The 19,922-nt window shown below is 64.7% G+C and carries 22 protein-coding genes; 8 read left to right on the forward strand and 14 right to left on the reverse strand.

Annotation, left to right across the window (positions count from 1 at the left end; translation table 11 throughout):
• Positions 1 to 9 precede the first annotated feature (9 nt).
• From benB to ACFW0B_RS20225, 10 genes are all read right to left on the reverse strand, one after another.
• On the reverse strand, positions 10 to 498 hold the full coding sequence (benB, locus tag ACFW0B_RS20180; protein WP_449150767.1) for a benzoate 1,2-dioxygenase small subunit: 489 nt from the start codon (positions 496 to 498) through the stop codon (positions 10 to 12).
• Positions 495 to 1,853, reverse strand: a complete 1,359-nt coding sequence (gene benA, locus ACFW0B_RS20185; RefSeq protein ID WP_449150768.1) for a benzoate 1,2-dioxygenase large subunit — start codon at positions 1,851 to 1,853, stop codon at positions 495 to 497. Before benA ends, benB begins: the two co-directional genes overlap by 4 nt.
• A gap of 166 nt (positions 1,854 to 2,019) precedes the next feature.
• Entirely contained in the window at positions 2,020 to 2,979 is a 960-nt protein-coding gene (locus ACFW0B_RS20190) for an AraC family transcriptional regulator (RefSeq protein WP_449150769.1), read from the reverse strand.
• A 361-nt stretch (positions 2,980 to 3,340) separates the two neighbouring features.
• Positions 3,341 to 4,183: an IclR family transcriptional regulator domain-containing protein gene (locus tag ACFW0B_RS20195; RefSeq protein WP_449150770.1), complete on the reverse strand. Its 843-nt coding sequence runs from the start codon at positions 4,181 to 4,183 to the stop codon at positions 3,341 to 3,343.
• 307 nt (positions 4,184 to 4,490) lie between these two features.
• On the reverse strand, positions 4,491 to 5,576 hold the full coding sequence (zapE, locus tag ACFW0B_RS20200; RefSeq protein ID WP_449150771.1) for a cell division protein ZapE: 1,086 nt from the start codon (positions 5,574 to 5,576) through the stop codon (positions 4,491 to 4,493).
• Entirely contained in the window at positions 5,566 to 6,171 is a 606-nt protein-coding gene (gene pcaG / locus ACFW0B_RS20205; protein WP_449150772.1) for a protocatechuate 3,4-dioxygenase subunit alpha, read from the reverse strand. Before pcaG ends, zapE begins: the two co-directional genes overlap by 11 nt.
• Positions 6,172 to 6,183: 12 nt before the next feature.
• Entirely contained in the window at positions 6,184 to 6,903 is a 720-nt protein-coding gene (gene pcaH / locus ACFW0B_RS20210; protein ID WP_449150773.1) for a protocatechuate 3,4-dioxygenase subunit beta, read from the reverse strand.
• Between the two features lie 187 nt (positions 6,904 to 7,090).
• Positions 7,091 to 8,020, reverse strand: coding sequence for a pca operon transcription factor PcaQ (gene pcaQ / locus ACFW0B_RS20215; protein ID WP_449150774.1), 930 nt, complete (start codon positions 8,018 to 8,020; stop codon positions 7,091 to 7,093).
• 37 nt (positions 8,021 to 8,057) lie between these two features.
• Positions 8,058 to 8,408 carry a Rho-binding antiterminator gene (locus ACFW0B_RS20220; protein WP_449150775.1) on the reverse strand — a complete coding sequence of 117 codons (351 nt, stop codon included), beginning with the start codon at positions 8,406 to 8,408 and terminating at the stop codon, positions 8,058 to 8,060.
• Between the two features lie 11 nt (positions 8,409 to 8,419).
• The gene (locus tag ACFW0B_RS20225) at positions 8,420 to 8,650 is read right to left on the reverse strand and encodes a thioredoxin family protein (RefSeq protein ID WP_449150776.1); all 231 of its coding nucleotides are present in this window, start codon (positions 8,648 to 8,650) and stop codon (positions 8,420 to 8,422) included.
• A 106-nt stretch (positions 8,651 to 8,756) separates the two neighbouring features.
• On the opposite strand from ACFW0B_RS20225, the gene ACFW0B_RS20230 reads away from it, so the two are divergent.
• Complete coding sequence (locus ACFW0B_RS20230; RefSeq protein WP_449150777.1) at positions 8,757 to 9,326, forward strand: MarR family winged helix-turn-helix transcriptional regulator; 570 nt, start codon at positions 8,757 to 8,759, stop codon at positions 9,324 to 9,326.
• Here the strand turns inward: ACFW0B_RS20230 and ACFW0B_RS20235 are convergent, their stop codons facing one another.
• Entirely contained in the window at positions 9,327 to 9,644 is a 318-nt protein-coding gene (locus tag ACFW0B_RS20235) for a DUF7709 family protein (RefSeq protein ID WP_449150778.1), read from the reverse strand.
• Positions 9,645 to 9,740: 96 nt separating this feature from the next.
• Positions 9,741 to 10,001: a hypothetical protein gene (locus ACFW0B_RS20240; protein WP_449150779.1), complete on the reverse strand. Its 261-nt coding sequence runs from the start codon at positions 9,999 to 10,001 to the stop codon at positions 9,741 to 9,743.
• A gap of 356 nt (positions 10,002 to 10,357) precedes the next feature.
• Here ACFW0B_RS20240 and pdxR point away from each other — a divergent pair, with 356 nt between their 5' ends.
• Positions 10,358 to 11,791: a MocR-like pyridoxine biosynthesis transcription factor PdxR gene (pdxR, locus tag ACFW0B_RS20245; RefSeq protein ID WP_449150780.1), complete on the forward strand. Its 1,434-nt coding sequence runs from the start codon at positions 10,358 to 10,360 to the stop codon at positions 11,789 to 11,791.
• Between the two features lie 308 nt (positions 11,792 to 12,099).
• Here pdxR and ACFW0B_RS20250 read toward each other — a convergent pair whose 3' ends face one another.
• Positions 12,100 to 13,479: an aldehyde dehydrogenase family protein gene (locus tag ACFW0B_RS20250; RefSeq protein ID WP_449150781.1), complete on the reverse strand. Its 1,380-nt coding sequence runs from the start codon at positions 13,477 to 13,479 to the stop codon at positions 12,100 to 12,102.
• Between the two features lie 258 nt (positions 13,480 to 13,737).
• Entirely contained in the window at positions 13,738 to 14,184 is a 447-nt protein-coding gene (locus ACFW0B_RS20255; protein ID WP_449150782.1) for a hypothetical protein, read from the reverse strand.
• 373 nt (positions 14,185 to 14,557) lie between these two features.
• Here ACFW0B_RS20255 and ACFW0B_RS20260 point away from each other — a divergent pair, with 373 nt between their 5' ends.
• The 6 genes from ACFW0B_RS20260 to ACFW0B_RS20285 all read left to right on the forward strand — a co-directional run bounded on the left by ACFW0B_RS20260 (position 14,558) and on the right by ACFW0B_RS20285 (position 19,863).
• The gene (locus ACFW0B_RS20260; protein WP_449150783.1) at positions 14,558 to 16,423 is read left to right on the forward strand and encodes a multicopper oxidase family protein; all 1,866 of its coding nucleotides are present in this window, start codon (positions 14,558 to 14,560) and stop codon (positions 16,421 to 16,423) included.
• Complete coding sequence (locus ACFW0B_RS20265) at positions 16,420 to 17,067, forward strand: SCO family protein (protein ID WP_449150784.1); 648 nt, start codon at positions 16,420 to 16,422, stop codon at positions 17,065 to 17,067. Before ACFW0B_RS20260 ends, ACFW0B_RS20265 begins: the two co-directional genes overlap by 4 nt.
• A gap of 308 nt (positions 17,068 to 17,375) precedes the next feature.
• Entirely contained in the window at positions 17,376 to 17,687 is a 312-nt protein-coding gene (locus ACFW0B_RS20270; RefSeq protein WP_449150785.1) for a BufA1 family periplasmic bufferin-type metallophore, read from the forward strand.
• A 24-nt stretch (positions 17,688 to 17,711) separates the two neighbouring features.
• Positions 17,712 to 18,581: an MNIO family bufferin maturase gene (bufB, locus tag ACFW0B_RS20275; RefSeq protein WP_449150786.1), complete on the forward strand. Its 870-nt coding sequence runs from the start codon at positions 17,712 to 17,714 to the stop codon at positions 18,579 to 18,581.
• Complete coding sequence (locus tag ACFW0B_RS20280) at positions 18,578 to 19,354, forward strand: HvfC/BufC N-terminal domain-containing protein (RefSeq protein WP_449150787.1); 777 nt, start codon at positions 18,578 to 18,580, stop codon at positions 19,352 to 19,354. The genes bufB and ACFW0B_RS20280 overlap by 4 nt, the downstream gene beginning before the upstream one ends.
• 35 nt (positions 19,355 to 19,389) lie before the next feature.
• Positions 19,390 to 19,863, forward strand: a complete 474-nt coding sequence (locus ACFW0B_RS20285) for a DoxX family protein (RefSeq protein ID WP_449150808.1) — start codon at positions 19,390 to 19,392, stop codon at positions 19,861 to 19,863.
• Positions 19,864 to 19,922 lie beyond the last annotated feature (59 nt).

A 19,922-nucleotide genomic window follows, 5' to 3' on the forward strand; every position in this document is an offset into this window, starting at 1 on the left:
ACCGGGCCCTCAGATGTGATAGATGTCGATGACCTGGCGCACGTAGTCGTTCTTCAGAACGACTTTCTTCGCCTTGATCAGGGGGCTCTCGCCGCGCACGTCGAGGGTGTAGAAGCTGGTGCCGAAGTAGCTGTCCACGGTCTTGTAGCGGAAGCTCAGGGTGTGCCAGTTGAAGCGCACCTTGCACTGCCCATCGACCACTTCGAGGATCTCGATGTTGCTGATGTTGTGGGAGGTGCGGGTGTCCGGCATGGTCGCGCTGGAACGCTCGGTCTTGATGCGGAACACGCGGTCTTCCAGGCCGCCACGGTTGCCGTACCAGATCAGCGAGATTTCGGTCTGCGGGTCGGTGGTCAGCTCGTCGCGGTCGTCCCAGGACGGCATCCAGAAGCTGGCGTCGCTGGCGTACAGCTCCAGCCAGTTGTCCCAGTCCTTGTCGTCCAGGTAGCGCGCTTCGCGATAGAGGAAGTCGCGCACGGCGTCGTAGGAAATGCTCATTGCACGGCCTCCACGGGAATCAGTTGCTGCTCGGCTGCTGCGGCCTTGATCATGGTTTCCTGCCAGTACTTGTGCTGCAGCACGAACAGGCCTTCGTCTTCGGTGCGCACACCGGAGAGCAGCGGGTGCAGGTCGATCTCCCGGGCGGCCTCGTCAGCGCCTTCGACCCAGTGTGCGGCACCGCGGGACATGTCGTTCCAGCCACGGCTGCCCTGGTAACCCAGCTGGCAGGAGCGGAATTCTTCCAGATCGTCCGGCGTGGCCATGCCGCTGACGTTGAAGAAATCCTCGTACTGACGGATGCGCTTGGCGCGGGCGTCACTGCTCTCGCCTTTCGGCGCGATGCAGTAGATGGTGATTTCGGTGCGGTCGACGGAGATCGGCCGGGCGATGCGGATCTGCGAGCTGAACTGGTCCATCAGGTAGACGTTCGGGTACAGGCAGAGGTTGCGCGAGTTCTGGATCATCCAGTCGGCGCGGGCCTGGCCGAAGTCGCGCGCCAGTTCGTCGCGGCGCTCGTAGAGCGGACGGTCTTCCGGGTTGGCCCAGCGGGTCCAGAGCAGCAGATGGCCGTGGTCGAAGGAGTAGAAGCCGCCGCCGTTCTTGGCCCAGCTGCCGGCGCTCATGGTCTTGATCTCTTCACCCGCCTCGCGCTGCTTGCGCTGGTTCTGGGTCGCAGCGTAGTTCCAATGCACCGAGCTCACGTGGTAGCCGTCGGCGCCGTTCTCGGCGGTCAGCTTCCAGTTGCCTTCGTAGATGTAGCTGGAGGAACCGCGCAGCACTTCCAGGCCCTCGGGGGACTGGTCGACGATCATGTCGATGATCTTGGCGGACTCGCCCAGGTGCTCGACCAGGGGCTTCACATCGGGGTTCAGGCTGCCGAAGAGGAAGCCGCGATAGGACTCGAAGCGGGCCACTTTCGTCAGGTCGTGAGAGCCTTCGCAGTTGAAGCTGGACGGGTAGCCGGCTTCGGCCGGGTCCTTCACTTTCAGCAGCTTGCCGGAGTTGTTGAAGGTCCAGCCATGGAAGGGGCAGGTATAGGACGAGCGGTTACCGCTCTTGTGGCGGCACAGCTGGGCGCCACGGTGGCTGCAGGCATTGAGGAAGGCATTGAGCTCACCGTCTTTGTTGCGCGCGATGAAGATCGGCTGGCGCCCCATGTTGAGGGTGATGTAGTCGTTCTTCTCGGGAATCTGGCTCTCGTGGGCGAGATAGATCCAGTTGCCTTCGAAGATGTGCTTCATTTCCAGTTCGAACAGACGAGGATCAGTGAACATCTCCCGCTTGCAGCGGTAGACGCCCTTCTCTTTGTCATCCTCGAGCAGCGATTGCAGGAAATCGAATCCCAGGGACATGGCCAGGGCCTCCGTTGTTATTGTTCAGGCCAGGTCAGGTTAGGGATGTTGGGGGTAACGGTAATATCCGCTTTTTGCAGATCGCTATCCGTTTTTTGCAGGGTGGTGGTAGTTGTCAGGAAAAGCCCGCAGGGGCCGGCCATGGGGCTCTAGCGATGGACTCGTGCTACAGCCCGCGCCGCTTCAGCGTGTCGGACGGCAGCTCACCGAACAGGCCCTTGTAGCTCTCGGAGAAACGCCCAAGGTGCAGGAAGCCATAGTCCAGCGCCAGCTCGGTGACATTGCGCACGTTGCAGCTGGGGTCGGCCAGGCAGGCGCGGATGCGCTCCAGCTTCTTCTGGCGGATGTAGTGCTTGGGCGTGGTGCCCAGGTGGCGCTCGAACAGCGCGTAGAGGGAACGCAGGCTCATGCTGGCCTGACGGGCCAGGCATTCGCTGCTGATGTCCTGTTTCAGGTTGTGCTCGATGTAGGCCAGGATGCGTTCGAAGGAGGCCTCCTGGCAGCCCAGGCTCTCGCGGCAGACGTTGGTCTTCATCAGGCTGAGCATCTTGCTGGCGACGATCTGCGCGTAGTGTTCCTGCACCCTTGGCAGCGCATCGCTGGCCTCGGCTTCCTGGCAGACCATGGCCAGCAGGTTGACAAAGCCTTCCAGTTCTTCGAGCCGGTAGTTGTTCTGCAAAAAGCGCACGCCTGGGGTCGGACGCTGCCAGCGCTGTTCCTCGCAGATGCTTTCCAGCAGGGTGGTCGGCATCTTCAGGATGAATTTCTCGCAGTCATCCGAGTACGTCAGGTCCACCGGGTCGTCGGGGTTGATCAGCAAGAGTTCGCCAGGCGCCAGGTAGTGCTCCTGCTTGTGGCCGCGCCAGAGGCAATGGCCGCTGAGGAGAATCTGCAGGTGGTAGATGGTTTCCAGCGCCGGCGAGGTGACGCGCACCGCGCCACCGTAGCTGATGCGGCAGAGGTCCAGGTTGGCGAACTTGCGGTGGTTGAGGCTGGCCTGCGGATGGCCGGCGGAAGGCAGCCGGATGCAGTGTGAACCGACATGCTGATTCACATATCCGGACACGGCATAGGGGTCCGCACGCTCGAACACCCTACTGCGATCACTCAGCAGGCGACTATCCATGGATCAGGCACTCTTGTCGTTGTTGTAAGTCGCGGGCGTCATGCCGGTTGGCAAGCGCGCGCGATCTGTATTTCCGGATTCTATGTGAGCCGTTTCCTACATGCCCACGACGGAGATAAACGGTTACAGATGAGCCGGCAAGGTTGCGCCGACCTTACGGAGAGCGCCCATAGGGTTCAATTCGATAATCGGCAAAGCGTTCGATTATCGAACGAATCCTGCAGGTATTGCGCTTGCCGCTCTCTTGTGGGGGCGAATTCATTCGCCAAGGGCGGCGCAGCTGCCCCGAAGAACACCTCAAGGCAGGCCTGCGGCCTGCATAGCGAATGAATTCGCCCCCACGGGAAAAGCATACCGTCGATCAGTGAAACAGCCGCGTACTCAGGTCCTTGCTGGCCTCCAGCAGCGCCGGCAGGAAGCGGGTTTCCAGTTCCTGGCGGCTGATACGGCCGACGTGGGTGCCCACGTTCAGCGCGGCCAGCACCTGGCCGGCGGCATCGCGCACCGGCACGGCCACCGAGCGCAGGCCCATTTCCAGTTCCTGGTCGATGATCACCCAGCCCTGGCGTCGGATTTCCGCGATGCTGGCGCGCAGCCCCTCGGCGGTGTGCACGGTGCGGCTGGTCTTCACCTGCAGGTCGGCGTGTTCGAGGTAGTCGTCCAGCGCGGCGTCATCCAGCGCGGCGAGGAGGATGCGGCCCATGGAGGTGCAGTAGGCCGGCAGGCGGCTGCCAACGCTGAGGTCCACGGAGATCAGCCGGTTGGGCGTGGCCGAACGGGCGATGTAGAGGATCTCGTCCCCTTCCAGGGTGGCCATGGAGCAGGCTTCGTGGAGCTGGTCGCTGAGGCGGTCGAGGATCGGCTGGGCGGTAACCGCCAGCGGGGTCGAGGACAGGTAAGCATGGCCCAGGGTCAGCACCTTGGGCAGCAGCGAATAGGTGCGCCCGTCGGTGGTGACGTAGCCCAGCTTCATCAGCGTGTGCAGGCAGCGACGCACGGCGGCGCGGGGAATCTCGGTGCGGTGGCTGATCTGGGCGATGGTCAGGTGGCGTTTGCGCTCCTGGAACGCATGGATCACCGCCAGCCCCCGGGCCAGGGAAGTCATGAAGTTGGGGTCGCCGGTAAAGGCTTCGATGCGCTTGGCCGGCGAAGCGATGATCGGTGGGGCAAGGGGCGGCAACGGGGAACGTAGTTCGTCGGTCATCTTGTTGTCCTTGGTGGATCGCAGACAGATCAGGCGCGGCCGATTATCGAACCAAAGTTCGATAATCGCAATTGACCCTGACGCCCCCGGCTCTTACTTTGGCCCCAGCCTTGCGGCGCCCCGGTTTGATCAGGTACCTCGGCGCCAGGCGACGGCTCTGCTCATGAGGCGCAGCCGGAATCCCCCCACCGCGGCAAACGTCAACACCCCGGCGTGCCATGTGGGGGCGACTGAAATCGCCCCCACAATTCCCTCCCCTAAAGCAGCTTGCACACCTTGTCGAAAGTCCAGGCGCGAACAGCGCACTCTACGGCTGCAGTGTTTCCAGCTGCTGCAACCGGCTGCGGGTGCGGGAGAAATCCATATGGGGTTTGCCCCGGCACAGCTCGTCGAGACTGTGCTCGCTGGCCAGCAGCAGGTGGATGCCGGCGTCGTAGGCGATGTCGATCAGATTGACGAAGCGCTGCTGCACGTCGATGGCTTCCTCGCCCAGGCATGGCACGCCGCTGATGGCGAGCTGCGCGAAGCGCTGGCTGAGCCAGAGGAAGTCGGCGCTGGAATGCGGGCGCCGGCACAGTTCGTCGAAGTCCAGCCAGGCGCGCTCGCCTTCCAGTGCCCGTACCGGCAGTGGATGGTGATGGACCGCCACATCCACATCGCGCGCGGCGTCCGGCGTCAGCCCCAGTTGCTGGTCGATCCAGCCATCGGCGAAACCCGACGCCGGCCAGCAGTAACGGCCCCAGGCTTCCAGCACGCCGCGACGCTGGCGGTAATCCTCGCCGCCATCGAGGTTGAGCACCTCGAAGCGTTTTTCGATCAGGCTGATGGCCGGCTTGAAACGCTCGCGGTAGAGCGGATTCGGACAGAGCCCGTGCGGATGGTAGTTGGAGGTGCAGACCAGGCCCACGCCCTCCTCCACCAGCACTTTGAGCAGGCGCCCGAGAAGCACGGCGTCGCCTATATCGTGGACGTGGAATTCGTCGAAACACAGCAGCCGCGTTTCTTCGGCCAGTGCCCGTGCGGCCAGGGCCAGAGGGTCGGTTTGCCCGGCGAAATCGCGCATGCGCCCCTGCAGTTCCTGGAGGAAGGCGTGGAAATGCACGCGACGCTTGGCGGCAAGCGGCGCGGCGGCGAAGAAGGCATCCATCACGAAGCTCTTGCCGCGCCCCACTCCACCCCAGAGGTAGAGGCCGGCGGGCGGGCGCCGCAACCAGCCTTTCTTCCCCGCCAGAAACGACTCCAGCCATTGCCCGAGACGGCCAATGGCTGTGCGTTGCGCCGCATCAGCCCGGTAACCGCGGGCCTCCAGCAGCGCGTCGAAGTGCCGTTCGATGCGCTGGCCAGCAGGCTCGCTCAGCGCATCGAACGCGGGTTCGGCTTCCTTAGAAGTCAAAGAACACCGTTTCCCCTTCGCCCTGGATACGGATGTCGAAGCGGTAGGCCAGCTTGCCGTCCACCTCGCAGCGGCGCGCCACCAGGGTTTCGCGGCGTTGCGGTTGTTCAATCAGGTTGAGCACCGGGTCGACGGCGTTGGCGGCGGCCTCGTCGTCGAAGTAGATACGCGTCTGCAGGTGGATGTTGATGCCACGGGCGAACAGCGACACGTTGATGTGCGGCGCCATGGGCACGCCGGCGGCGTTCTTCACCACGCCCGGTTTGATGGTGTGCAGGGTCCACTCACCGGCATCGAAGGTGGTGGCGGTGCGGCCGAAGCTGTTGAACGGCTTTTCCAGGTCGAAGGCGGTGTCGTAGACGCCTTCGTGGTTGGCTTGCCAGAACTCCAGGAAGGAGTCGCGCACCAGGTGGCCGTTGCCGTCATAGACATTGCCCAGCAGCAGGATGTGCTCGCCGGGGGCGTCGGCCCTGGCCATCTGGTTCCAGATTTCCTGGCTGCGGGTCGGGTTGCCGGCCGCTTCCAGGGCCAGGCCGATGTGCACGTAGGGGCCGGCAGTCTGCGAAGGGGTTTCCGGCAGCAGTTCGATAGGCATTCGCGTATCTCCTCAGCGGTTTTCGAAGTGGGTCTTGCGCTGGCCGCGCAGGACGATGTCGAAGCGGTACGCCAGGCAATCCATGGGATTGGCGTTGCTCATGTCGAGCTTGGCGATCAGCGTCTGAACCGCGTCGGGGTTGGCGATGCTCTTGACGATGGGGCACATCGGGATGAGCGGATCACCTTCGAAATACAGCTGGGTGATCAGGCGGGTGGAGATGGACGGCCCGCTGATGGAGAAATGGATGTGCGCCGGGCGCCAGTCGTTCGGGCCGTTGCGCCAGGGGTACGGGCCCGGCTTGATGGTGCGGAAGATGTAGCGGCCTTCGCTGTCGGTCAGGGCACGGCCGACACCGCCGAAGTTCGGATCGAGCGGCGCCAGGTAGCGGTCGTTCTTGTGGCGGTAGCGGCCGCCGGCGTTGGCCTGCCACATCTCCACCAGGGTGTGGGGAACCGGCTTGCCGTACTGGTCCATGACGCGGCCGGAAACGATGATGCGCTCGCCGATGGGCAGCCCGCCGTGGTTGAAGTTGAGCAGCAGGTCGTTGTCGTGCTCTCCCATCTTCAGGTGGGAGAAATCAGGGCCGCTGGTTTCGGAGACGGACTGCGGAATGCTCACCAGCGCCTGGCGCGGGGAACGGGCAATGGACGTCTTGTAGTCGGGGGTCAGGGCCTTGGGGTGCCAGTTTCGGTCACGAATGACGAAGCGGCTGGTTTCCGCATCGGACATTAGAGTTTCCTCTTGTTGGATTTGTCGGACGGCCAGCGAAAACCACTGTGCTCGGTGAGGCTGTGTTGAAAGCGGCCTGACCTTCGCTCGTGACGTTTTCGAACAACCTGCGAAATTGCCGTCGCAGTTTCATCCAGCAGAGGCCGGCAGAAAATTGAAATCCTTCCGCCAATCCATAACCTGATGGTTATGCGAGACGCCCCTCGCGATAGTCCCGTGCCGCCTCGCGCAGGGTCTCCACCGCCCATTGCGCCGCCAGGGAAAGCGGCAGCGAGGCGTTGCTGCAGATCCCCACCGAACCGCCGGGTTCCTTGAAACCCAGGTCCAGTTCCACCAGTTCGCCACTGGCCAGGTCCAGGCGCACCGCATCCAGGGGGGCGATCCAGACGGCATCGCCGCTCTGCACATAGCGCCGGCTCAGGGCCAGGGACAGGGTTTCCAGGCGTTGGCGTGGCGGGCTGATGCCGCTCTGCACGAAGAATCCGTCGGCATGCTTGCGAATGGTGGTGCCGGCCAGCGGCAGCACCAGGGGGAAGCCCTCCAGGGAGCGGCGGTCAGCGCCCTCCTCCAGCAGCGGATGCCCGGCACGAACCACCAGGGTCATGGATTCGCTGTACAGGTGCTCGAAGGTCAGGCCCTGGATTTCCGGGTTGTCGGCCATCCGCCCGACCACCAGGTCCAGCTCGCCCACTCGCAGCTGCGACAGCAGATAGGCGCCGGGGCCGGTGAGCACGCTGACTGCCAGCGAGGGATGCTGCCGATGCAGGCGCCGCACCATCTCCGGCACCAGCAGGCCTTCCACGGTGGAGAGCACGCCGAGCCGCACGCTGCCGGCGGCGTACTCGCCTTCGCGCAGGCTGTTGACCCCATCGCGCAGGGCCTGGACGCACGGGCCGGCGTAACGCATGAAGGCCAGCCCGGCCTCGGTCAGGCTGGCGCCGCTCTTGCCGCGGTCGAACAGGGTGGCGTCGAGGACTTCCTCCAGCTCCTTGAGGGTCTTGGAGATGGCCGGCTGGCTCACCGCCAACTGGTCGGCGGCGCGGGCCAGGCTGCCCTGGCGCGCCACTTCGAGGAAGCACAGCAGATGGCGGAATTTGATGCGGTTATCGATGTTCAACGGCAGGTCCTGTGGCGGCTGGCCTGCGAAGGCTAGCTCAAGGACGGGGCCCCGAACACCCGGGGAGGCGCTGAGCGACCTTTCCCGACAGCGCCACCCGGCCGAAGCGCGCGCCGGGGTCCAGCGCGGTGATTGCCAGCAGACGGTCCATGCGTACGGAGCAAGGGCCATCCTCCACCTCCAGCACGAAGAATTCTTCCTTCTCCGCGCTGGTGTGGGTGGTCAGCGCCCTGGCCTCGAATCCGCCACCGCCCACCAGCTCCACCCTCACCAGGTAGCGGTACAGGCAGGCGATTTCCAGCAGATCGTGCAGGTCGCAGTCCAGAGGCTGATACAGGGCGGTCTCCTCGGCCACCTTGCAATGGGTATCGAAGACTTTCACCTGCATTCGCCCCCTCCTCACTTCAGGTCAGCAATGGCGGCGCCGAAGTTGATGTGCAGCACCTTGCCATCCACCACCAGGGCAGGAACCGACTGCACGCCGGCGGCTTCGGCCTCGGCGACGCGGGCGGGCGCTTCGCCCAGGTGCACCACCTCCACGTTCACCTCGGGGGCAAGCAGGTTGAGCAGGGTCTGTTCGGCGGATACGCAGACTGGGCAGCCAGCGTGGTAGTAACGAGCAGTAGTCATTTTCGTCTCTCCCGATCAGCTAGTATCGAATCGATACATTGATCAGGTTACCCAGGGCCAGCCCTTTGTCAACATGGTTTTTACTCGATACTATCTGCTGACGGAGGTGAACATGACCGACCTATTCGACCTGTTCGAACGACTCACCAGCCTGATGCGCATCTGGCACCGCGAGCATCCACAGCTGGCGGACGTGCAGCCCGTGCAGCTCAGCGCCCTGGAATACCTGGCACGCTGCAACCGCTACTCGGACACGCCGCTGGCGGTGACCGAGTACCTGGGGCTGACCAAGGGGACGGTGTCGCAATCGCTGAAGGCCCTGGAAGCCAAGGGCCTGATCGAAAAACGCCAGGATCAGCAGGACAAGCGCAGCGTGCACCTGGTGCTGACGCCGGCTGCGCGCGAATTGCTCGGCGCAGTCACGCCCCCGGAATTCCTCATCAACGCAGTGGCGGAGATGGGCGCGGATGCCGCGGAACTGGAACGGCTGCTGGCCGAATTGCTGCGCACCGTTCAGCGTCAGGCGGATGTGCCCGGCTTCGGCCTGTGCAAGACCTGCCGCTTCCACCAGCAGCGGGACGGCGAACCGTTCTGCGGGCTGACCCGGGAGCCCCTGGCCCGCCCGTCCATCGAACTCATCTGCCGCGAGCACCAGCCCCGCGAGGAAGTGGCCTGATCAGGCCCTCTGGTCGTCGAGGTACTGCCGCGCCTTGAGACCGACAAAGCGCCGGCCGGGGTTGTCGCCCTCGGCCCATTCTTCCGGGCTGAACAGTTCGAACAGGCCCACCTTCACCAGGGTTGGCACGGCCAGTTCCAGTTCACGCTCCACCTCTCCCCGCTCGCCTTCGTTGTAACGCCTGACGTTCTGCAGCATTGCCGCCACGGTGCCGGTCTGCACCCGGCTGCCATCCTTGAGGGTCACCGCGGGCAAGTGCTCGCCCGCCGCCAGGATGCGGCCATTGACACGGGCGAGATCGGGATTGGAATCGTTCATGGGATTTGCTCCTTGCAGGTTGTCCGCGCAGACATCGCGCCCCTCCAAGATGGGGGCGCGATGGCGACAGACAAGGGCTTCCCTGCCCCGCGCAACTCAGGCGATCTTCTTGAAGAGCTCGCGGCCGTGGTCCAGGTACTGGTCAACCAGCCACTTGCCGTGGGCGATGGAGGCGTGCTGAGCCTTCTCCAGATCGGAGAGGAAGGCGTACTTCACCGGCAGCGCGAAGCGGCGGGTGCTCTCGCCTTCAGGGGAGATGATGTGGCAGCCGGCAGCCCAGGGCGTGGGGAGGCCCGGATGCTCGAAGACGTCGGCGACAATCACATGGTCGCGGTGAACGCATTGCAGGGTGCTCATGGTGTCTACCTCTTTGTTGAAGGCCCGGAGCCACGGGGTCGGCCGGCCCAACGGGCGTGCGTTGAAGGTTCAACTGAAGGTCGGCGCATGTCTTGCCTTGCTCACTTCCGGATATAGCACAGGAGGTTCTGCACAACCTTGCATCTGACGAAGGGTCGCGCCATTGGCCTGCCGAGTTTCCCCGGAATTGGCTATTCGGCCGGGACCTGCGGCCGGCTAACTTGCGCCCTTGCGCATATCCCGCGATCCGATGCCCGCAAGGCGAAGGCCGCCCTGGAAGCGCTTCGACGCGGGTTTCGCGTCTTCACTACGAAGGATTGCGGTATTTTTCTGCCATTCCCCCGCCGGAGCCATGCATGGAACTGCACATCGTCATCCAGGGCAGCAAGGACCTGTCCGGGCAGTTGTATCGCCAGTTGCGCGAGGCCATCGAATCCGGGCGCCTCAAGGCGGGCACCCGGCTGCCGCCGAGCCGCCTGCTGGCCGAGCAACTGGGTATCTCGCGCAAGACGGTGGCGGACACCTATGCCCTGCTCACCTACGACAACCTGCTCGTTGGCAAGGTGGGTTCGGGCACCTTCGTCAATGCCCGGGCCGTCGGCCAGGACCGCAAGCAGGGCCACGAATCGCTGGCCAGTGCGGCGATCATCTCCAAATGGCACAACATCTCCACCGACCTGGGCCATCCGCCCGTGGGCGCGATACTGCGCTACGACTTCATCGGCGGCGCCACCAACCGCAACCAGTTCCCCCAGGACGACTGGCGCCGCTGCGCCCAGCACGCCCTGCGCCAGACCGCGAAATCCCGCGGGTTCTACAGCCAGCCCGCCGGCCTGCCCGCCTTGCGTGACGCCATTGCCCGGCATGTGGCGTTCTCCCGTGGAGTGCACTGCAACCCCGAGGATGTGCTGGTCTCTCACGGCGCCCAGCAGGCCCTGGATCTGCTCACCCGAGTGCTGGTGGAACCGGGCTGCAGCGTGGCAGTGGAAGACCCCGGCTACCCGCCGGCGCGGCAGCTCTTCGCGGCCCAGGGCGCCGAGGTGATTGGTGTACCGGTGGATGCAGAAGGCATCTGCGTTGACGCCATACCGGAGCACGTGCGCCTGATCTACGTGACCCCCTCGCACCAGTTCCCCCTCGGCATGCCCATGAGCCAGGCACGGCGCGAGGCGCTGCTGGAGAAAGCCCTGCGTATCGGGGCGGTGATCATCGAAGACGACTACGACTGCGAGTTCCGCTACGAAGGCCGGCCCTGCGACACCCTGCAGAGCCTCGACAGCCGGGGCGCGGTGGCCTATGTCGGGACCTTCTCCAAATCCCTGCAGCCCGAGCTGCGCCTGGGCTACTGCATCCTGCCGCCGGCGCTGGTCGAAGCCGTCACCGCCGCCAAGCAGATCACCGACTGGCACTGTTCCACCCTCACCCAGTGGACCCTGGCCAAGTTCATCGACGACGGCTGCCTGCAGAAGCACATCCGCCGCTGCCATGCCATCTACGCCAGCCGACGCGAGCGCATTCTCGCTCGCTTCAACGGCGACCTGGCGCGCTGGTTCGAACTGGTGCCCTCGGTGGCCGGCTTCCACCTCGCCGTCCAGGCCAGGGTGCCGCTGGACATCCCGCTGCTGGTGGAGCTGGCACGCAAGCTGGATGTCGGGCTCTACCCGCTGGCCGGATTCTCCTACCAGGTGCCGCCGCGCAACGGCCTGTTCCTCGGCTACGGCGCCATCGAAACCCTGGACCTCGACCCGGCGCTGGACCGGGTGCGGGATGTCCTGGAGCAGATGGCGTAGGGAGCGGCAAAAATCCTTTAGGGGCGAATTCATTCGCCAAGCAGGACGCAGTCCTGCCGTAGGTTGGTCCGGGCCACGCTGGTCGAGGAACGAGGCCCAACGTGGCCAGGCCAAGGCGCCGAAGCGTTGGGTTTCGCTGCGCTCTACGCCAACCTACCCAAGCCGCCTCACCCTGACGCGCCCCCTATATGCAATTTCAACCGCGATGCGGGACCCATTCGCGAATGAATTCGCCCCGACAAGAGCGTCTTTCACAGAATGAAAAGGGGCTGAATACGTCAGCCCCTTTCTTCAACTGCCCCGGTCGATCAGCCGCGATCGCGCCAGATGGTCTGCACGTTGAGGAACTCGCGCAGGCCGAAGTGGGACAGCTCGCGGCCGTAGCCGCTTTTCTTCACGCCACCGATCGGTACGCGCGGGTCGGAAGCGGTGAAGCCGTTGATGAACACCGCGCCGCTGACGATGCGCCGGGCCAGTTTCTGCGCCCTGGCCGCGTCGGTGGTCCAGAGCGCGCCACCCAAGCCGAATTCGCTGTCGTTGGCCAGTTCCACGGCATGCTCGGCATCGCGGGCGACGATCAGCGAGGCCACCGGGCCGAAGATTTCCTTGCGAAAAGCGGTCATCTCCGGGGTCACGCCTGCCAGCACGGTGGGCGCGTAGTAGTTGCCTTCACCTTCGAGCTTGTGGCCACCCAGCAGCAGGGTCGCGCCTTCGGCCAGGGTGGCCTGGACCTGGCCATCGAGTTCGTCGCGCAGGTCGAAGCGGGCCATGGGTCCGATGAAGGTGGAGTCAGCCTGGGGATCGCCGATCTGCAGCGCCTTGACCGCCGCCACGAAGCGCTCGGTGAAGGCTTCGGCGATGGGGGCTTCGAGGATGATGCGCTTGGCGGCGATGCACACCTGGCCGGCGTTGTTGAAGCGACTGGTGACCGCAGCCTTCACGGCCTGGTCCAGATCGGCGTCGGCCAGCACGATGAACGGGTCGGAACCGCCCAGCTCCAGCACGCACTTCTTCAGTGCCGCACCGGCCTGGGCCGCGATGGCTGCACCGGCGCCGACGCTACCGGTCACCGCCACCATGGCGATACGCGGGTCGGCGATGGCCACGGAAACCAGCGGCGGCTCGACGTTGATCACCTCGAACACGCCTTCCGGCAGGCCGGCTTCAGCCCAGACGGAGGCCAGCAGGCGGGCGCAGCCCATCACGTTGGGGGCGTGCTTGAGCACATAGCTGTTGCCGCCGAAGATGATCGGCACCGCGCCGCGCATGACCTGCCACACCGGGAAGTTCCAGGGCATCACGGCCAGCACCGGGCCCAGCGGCAGGTAGGCAACCACGGCCTTGTTGTCCTCCACCAGGGTCGGCTCGTCCGCGACCATGGCCGGGCCGTGCTCGGCGTACCACTCACAGAGCCTGGCGCATTTCTCGACCTCGCCACGGGACTGGCTGATCGGCATGCCCATCTCGGTGGTGGTCATCCGCGCCATGGCTTCGGCGTTGGCGCGCAGGGCACTGGCCATGCGCACCAACGCAGCGCTGCGCTCCTCGATGCTGAACTGGCTCCACGCCGCGAAACCACGCTGGCTGGACGCCAGGCTGGCTTCGAGGGCAGCGGCATCCTGGTAGGGATAGCGGGCAATTTCTTCGCCGGTGGCGGGGTTACGGGAGATGGCGGCTGGCGTAGTCATGCTGTCCTCGTTGTACGTGAGAGCCGGTCAGGGCTCGCGATCAGTCTTGCGGCGAAATTAAGGCAGCGACCGATTCACGTAAAACGAATAATCCAGAAGAAAGTATTCACAAAAAGAGAATAGCCAAGGCTGAACTCAATGACCTTCGCAGGCAGCTGTAGGAGCGAGCTTGCTCGCGAAAGGTTCTATCCCAACGCAACAGGGGCGGACGTCCTTCATCGCCGTCGGTGGATGGAAAGGCGCCATCCACCCTTGTATCTACATAACAGCGGCCAACCGACTCGTCCGCCTATGACCGCGCGTCAGCGGCCAGTTGCGGTGTTCCGCATCGGGCGCCTCGGTGGTGACCACGTACACGCGCTGTTCATGGCCGTGGCGCAGCAGCACGCATTGCAGTGACTGGCCGTCTTCCACGTCGAACCAACGCGGTTCGCCGTCACGGGTCATCTCCATGAAGCGCTCCACCCGTGCCAGCACCGTGGCGGGGCTGTAGCGGTCCCAGCCTTTGGGCAGCACATCGCCCCCCGGCAGCCAGCCGGTCGCCGGAAGCTCGCCACGTTCCCGGCTGCGGCGTCCCCAGGGAATCCACACGACGCCGCGCTGCGGGTCATGGATGGGCAATGCCGCGTCACTGTCGGGGTAATTGATGAGTTGCCGGCTCCCTGCGGCGGTGTAGAGCCCACTGACCTGCACTGCATGACACATGACTGCCTCCCCTAGCCGAAGCAATTGTCATCGTTGCCAGTACCACTGATCCGGGGCCGGGCGTTGGCGAATCTGTAGTTTTTATCCGGCCCCTGAGGCCTGAGTTTCGTGACCTGGCAACTGCCGTCAAGGTGGCATCCGGGCGGCATTGACAGGAGGGCAAGGGACGCGACGAAACGTGCCCCCGGTGTCCTCTATGGCAAACGGCGGTGCCATTGACGCAATTTTGACTCCACTCGATTCGCCGGGTGTTATCTTTTTCAGATTCGCCAATAGTCCGGCGCTACGGCATCAAATCCTGGCGGCCACGGAGCACGAAAAACGTCGCCAGCCCCCTGAACCACAAAGACTCAACCGGGGGAAGGGAGGCGCCATGAGCAGCACGTTGCGAGCACCGCATCCGGTTCGCGGCACAGCAAGCCGCAGAACCTTCCTCAAACTCACCACGATGGCATTTGCCGCGCCGCTGATGGCCCCCTCGAAGCGCGCGTCCGGCAAGGACGAGGACGACGACGAGGACCTCCGCCCGGTCATCCCGCCCAGCCCACCCACTATCCCCTGGACGCTGGAGCTTGCGCCGCAGATAACGCCGCTCGAACCGGTGGTCCTCGCCCCAGCGCCCACCGAACAGGCCAACATCGCGGCAGGTGAGGCAGGACGAGCCCCACACCAGCGCTGGAACGAGCTGCCTTTCGCACTCACCTACGAGCTGACCGCGCGGGAAAACACCCAGTGGCTGTTCAATGAGGCCTACCCGCGGCAACCCATATGGGGATTCCAGGGCAATGGCGCGCAAGCGACGACACCAGGCCCTGTGCTGTTCGCGCGATACGGCCAGCCGATCGTCGTGCGCATCCATAACCAGCTCCCGGCGGACCACCAGGGGTTCGGCACTCCGGAGATCTCGACACACCTGCACAACGCTCATACAGGCTCCGAGAGCGATGGTTTCCCCGGGGATTTCTACAGCGCGACCAAGGCCGGGCCAACGCTGGCGAGTCCCGGTGAATTCCTCGACCACCTGTACGGCAACATCTACGCGGGGTTCGATGAGTTCCAGAACGGCATAGGCGACCCACGAGAAGCACTGGGCACGCTCTTCTACCACGACCACACGATGGATTTCACCGCACCGAACCTCTACAAGGGCCTGTTGGGCTTCTTCCTGCTATTCGACGATATCGACTCAGGCGACGAGCATGATCCCAACCCCGCTGCCTTGCGCCTGCCAAGCCATCCTTACGACTACCCCCTAGCCTTCAGCGACAAGCGCTTCGCCCCTGACGGCACACTGTTCTGGGATCAGACCAACCCGGAAGGCGTACTGGGGGACAAGGTGACGGTCAACGGCATCATCGAGCCGGTGCTGCGGGTCGCTGCCCGCAAGTACCGGTTCCGCATGCTGAACGGCGGCCCGAGTCGGTTCTACGAGTTCTACCTGGTAGACAGCCGCAATCGGAAGCAGCGCTTCACCTACATCGCCAACGACGGCAACCTGCTGCCAGCCCCCTTGCGCGACCAGGACCGGGTGCGGCTGGGCATCGCTGAACGCGGCGACATAGTGGTGGACTTCTCCGGCTATCCCCTCGGCACCGAGCTGTATCTGGTCAATCGGCTGACCCACAGGCCGGAGGACACCCGCCAACCCAAGGATGTACGTGAGCCCGGCGTGCGCGTACTCAAACTCATCGTCGATCGGAATCCTCCGGAAGCCGACGTCAGCCAGGTACCCGACAGGCTTCGCGAGCTACGCCCGCTGACACCTGAAGAACTCGCTGCCGCACCGGTGAGGAGCTGGGTCTTCGATCGCGACAAAGGGCTCTGGACGCTCAACGAGCGCTTCTTCGACCCGAATCGCGCCGACGCTCGAATCCGCCAGGGCAGCGCGGAAATCTGGGAACTGGTGAACCCCGAGGACGGTTGGGATCACCCCATACACATCCACTTCGAGGAAGGCCGCATCATCAGCCGCACGGTGCTTGGCCGCGGCGTGCCGATCCCGCCCCACGAGCAGGGTCGCAAGGACGTCTACGTGATCGGGGAGGACATGACCGTCAGGGTGTTCCTGCGTTTCCGCGACTTCCTCGGCAAGTACGTCATCCACTGCCACAACCTGATCCACGAAGACCACGCCATGATGGGCCGGTGGGATATCGAGCCGGATACCAGCGGTCCACCTCCGGTTAGTGCCATCGGACTTTCGCGGTCCAGTCCGACTTCCGGGGGAGGAAGCTCATGAACACGCGACGCACGATTCTCGCCGGCCTGGGAGCGCTCTCCCTGGGTGGCGTACTGGGATACGCTTTCGATCGCGCTTCAGTGCCGGCCAACAGACAGGCTTACGACGCGCAATTGCCGAACGTCCCGCTGCAAACACATGACGGGCGCAAGGTGCTTTTCCAGGACGACCTTGTGCGCGACAAAGTGGTAGCGATCAACATGATGTACCTGCAGTGCACAGGCATCTGCCCGACCACTACCGCCACCCTCCGCCGGCTGCAGACGCTGCTGGGCGACCGCCTTGGCCGTGATGTGTTCCTCTACTCCATCACCCTGCAACCGGAACTGGATACACCGGAAGCGCTCAAGGCCTACGCGGAACGATACGGCGTAAGGCCCGGCTGGACGTTTCTCACCGGCACATCGCCCGACATCCGAAGACTGCGCTACGCGCTAGGTTTCTACGATCCGGTACCGGAGGTCGATGCCAACCTGGGCAACCACACCGGCATGTTGCGCATCGGTAACGGCGCCACCAAACGTTGGGCAATGGCCCCGGCCCTGTGCGATGCCGAACGCATCATCACCACCATCAACCACCTGGACCGGCGCATGGTGGAAACGGCCTACCGGGATAATCGCAGCTTGAACCAGGCAAGCTGACGCGCCCTTCACCCCGGCCGCCGCGCCGGGGTGAAGAGCGGCTGCATTGCCGGGCCAGTTCCGTAGCCCAATGAAATCCGGGGAAAGTCCCTCCGCCGTCCCGGACTTCATCCGGCCTACGATTTGCCTGTGGGAGATTTCAATCGCGAATGAATTCCCTCCCACAGGCACAGAATTTTCTCGCCACCCTGTAACGCCATGCGGGCAGCCTTGTCTCCTGTTTCGAAGGCGATGCATCCAGCGGTATGGATCGCCACCTCTGGGCAACCAGCCCGTTCTTCGACCCACCAGAAACGGAGAGAACAATCATGAAAATCCCGACTGCCAGTGTCGTATCCGCAACCGGTCTCGCCCTTGCCCTGAGCACTGCCATCGGCCTGGCCATGGCCCCTGTGGGCGCACAGGCTGCCGACAACGAGAAGTGCTTCGGCGTCGCCATGAAAGGCAAGAACGACTGCGCCGCCGGCGCCGGCACTTCCTGCGCGGGGACCGCGAAGATGGACTACCAGGGCAACTCCTGGAAATACGTTCCGAAAGGCACCTGCGAGAAGACCGCTTCCCCCACTTCGCCCACCGGCAACGGCCAGCTCCAGGCCTTCAAGGAAGAGAAGAAGAGCTGACCACCCCCGGCAGGAGCGCACGCCATGACCCCCTCCCCCCTGCCCCACGCTCCTGCCGGCCAACTGCCGGCCCGGGCCGGCATCGGGCTCAAGTCCCGGCATCACCGGGACGTGCTCGATGTCCGTCCCGACCTCGGCTTCTTCGAAGTCCACGCCGAGAACTACATGGTCGATGGCGGGCCCTTCCACCACTACCTGGGCCAGATCCGCCAGGACTACCCGCTGTCCATCCACGGCGTCGGCCTGTCCATCGGCGCCGACCAGCCACTGGACAAGGCCCACCTGGACCGCCTCGCCAGGCTGCTCGGGCGCTACCAGCCGGAGTCGTTCTCCGAGCACCTGGCCTGGTCCACCCATGGCGACTTCTTTCTCAACGACCTGCTGCCGCTCGCCTATGACCGGGCCAGCCTGGAGCGGGTCTGTCGGCACATCGACCAGGTGCAGGACCATCTGCAGCGGCCAATGCTGCTGGAAAACCCGGCCACCTACCTGGAGTTCGACAGCTCCAGCCTGGACGAGGCCGAGTTCATTGCCGAGGTGATCAAGCGCACCGGCTGCGGCCTGCTGCTGGACCTGAACAACGCCTATGTGTCCTGCACCAACCACAATCGCGATGTCCGCGCCTACCTCGATGCCCTGCCGCTGCACGCGGTGGGCGAGATTCACCTGGCGGGTTTTGCCGAAGACCGCGATGCGGCCGGCGCGCGCCTGCTGATCGACCAGCACGGCTGCGCGGTGGACGCTGCCGTCTGGCACCTCTACGACCAGATGATCGCCCGCCTCGGCCCGCTGCCCACGCTGATCGAGCGCGACAACGACATTCCCGCGCTGGCCATGCTGGTGCAAGAAGCGCAACAGGCCGAACGGCGCTTGCGCCAGGAGCAGGCCGCATGAACGCCGACACCTTCGCCCATGCCCTGCTCGACCCCGAACAGCCCTGCCCGCCCGGCCTGCGCGCCTGGAACGGCTCCGACCCGGCGCAACGCTTCGCGGTGTACCGCAACAACGTGCTGGCTTCGCTGATCAGCGCCCTGGCCGACACCTTCCCGGTGGTTCGGCAACTGGTGGGCGATGAATGCTTCACCGGCATGGCGCGCCTGCACGTGCAGGCGACGCCGCCCCGCTCGCCGCTGCTGGCGTTCTATGGTGAGGACTTCCCCGCCTTCATCGGTGCCTTCCCGCCGGCCTCCAGCCTGCCCTATCTGGCGGACGTAGCGCGGCTGGAACTGGCGCAGGTGCACGCCTACCACGCAGCCGACCTGCCGGCGGTGGACACGGCCCGCCTGGCCGCCGTGCTCTCCGACCCGGAGTGCCTGCCCGGCATGCAGCTCTGCCTGCATCCCTCGGTGGCGGTGCTGTGCTCCGACTACGCCATCGCTTCTCTCTGGGCCGCCCACCAGGGGCTGCTGGACCTGGCCGAGGTGAATCCCGACCAGGCCGAATGCGCGCTGGTACTGCGCAATGGCCTGGAGGTGGAAGTCAGCCGCATCGGCAGCGGCACAGCAGCTTTCATCCAGGCCCTGATGGCCGGCCATCCACTGGCAGCCGCCGTGGGTGCCGCGCTGGCCATCGACGCCGGCTTCGACCCAGGACCTACCCTCGCGCGCCTGCTGGCTGCTGGCGCGATCACGCGGTTCACCCCCCACAACGGGAGTCAGATGCCATGAACGCCACCCTCCAGATCCACTACAGCCATTTGCCGATGAAACTGGTGTCCCAGGCCGTCGAGCTGTGCAAGCGGGTCCCTTACAGCCTGGTGGCCTTCGTCGCGCGCTTTTCCATTGCCGCGATCTTCTGGAAATCCGGCCAGACCAAGGTGGAAGGCCTGGCCATCGACCTGGTGGACGGCACCTTCCAGCTGGGCATCCCGCACCTGTCGGCCTCGGCCATTCCGCTGTTCACCGAGGAATACAAGCTACCCTTCCTCTCGCCTGAACTGGCCGCCCATGCGGCGGCCTTCGCCGAGCATTTCTTCCCGCTGCTGATCCTCATCGGCCTCGCCACCCGCTTCTCGGCACTGGCCCTGCTGGGCATGACCCTGGTGATCCAGACCCTCGTCTACCCCGACGCCTACCCCACCCACGGCGTCTGGGCCGCCAGCCTGTTGCTGCTGGTCAGCCAGGGCCCGGGGGTGCTGTCCCTCGATCAGCTGATCGCCAGGCGGTATCAGGGCTGACTTTGCTTTGTTGATGAGGCTGCGAATGAAGCCAGCTTGCTTCAGCGGGAGGCCCGCGA

Source organism: Metapseudomonas phytobenefica (assembly GCF_043392685.1).
Taxonomy (GTDB): domain Bacteria; phylum Pseudomonadota; class Gammaproteobacteria; order Pseudomonadales; family Pseudomonadaceae; genus Metapseudomonas.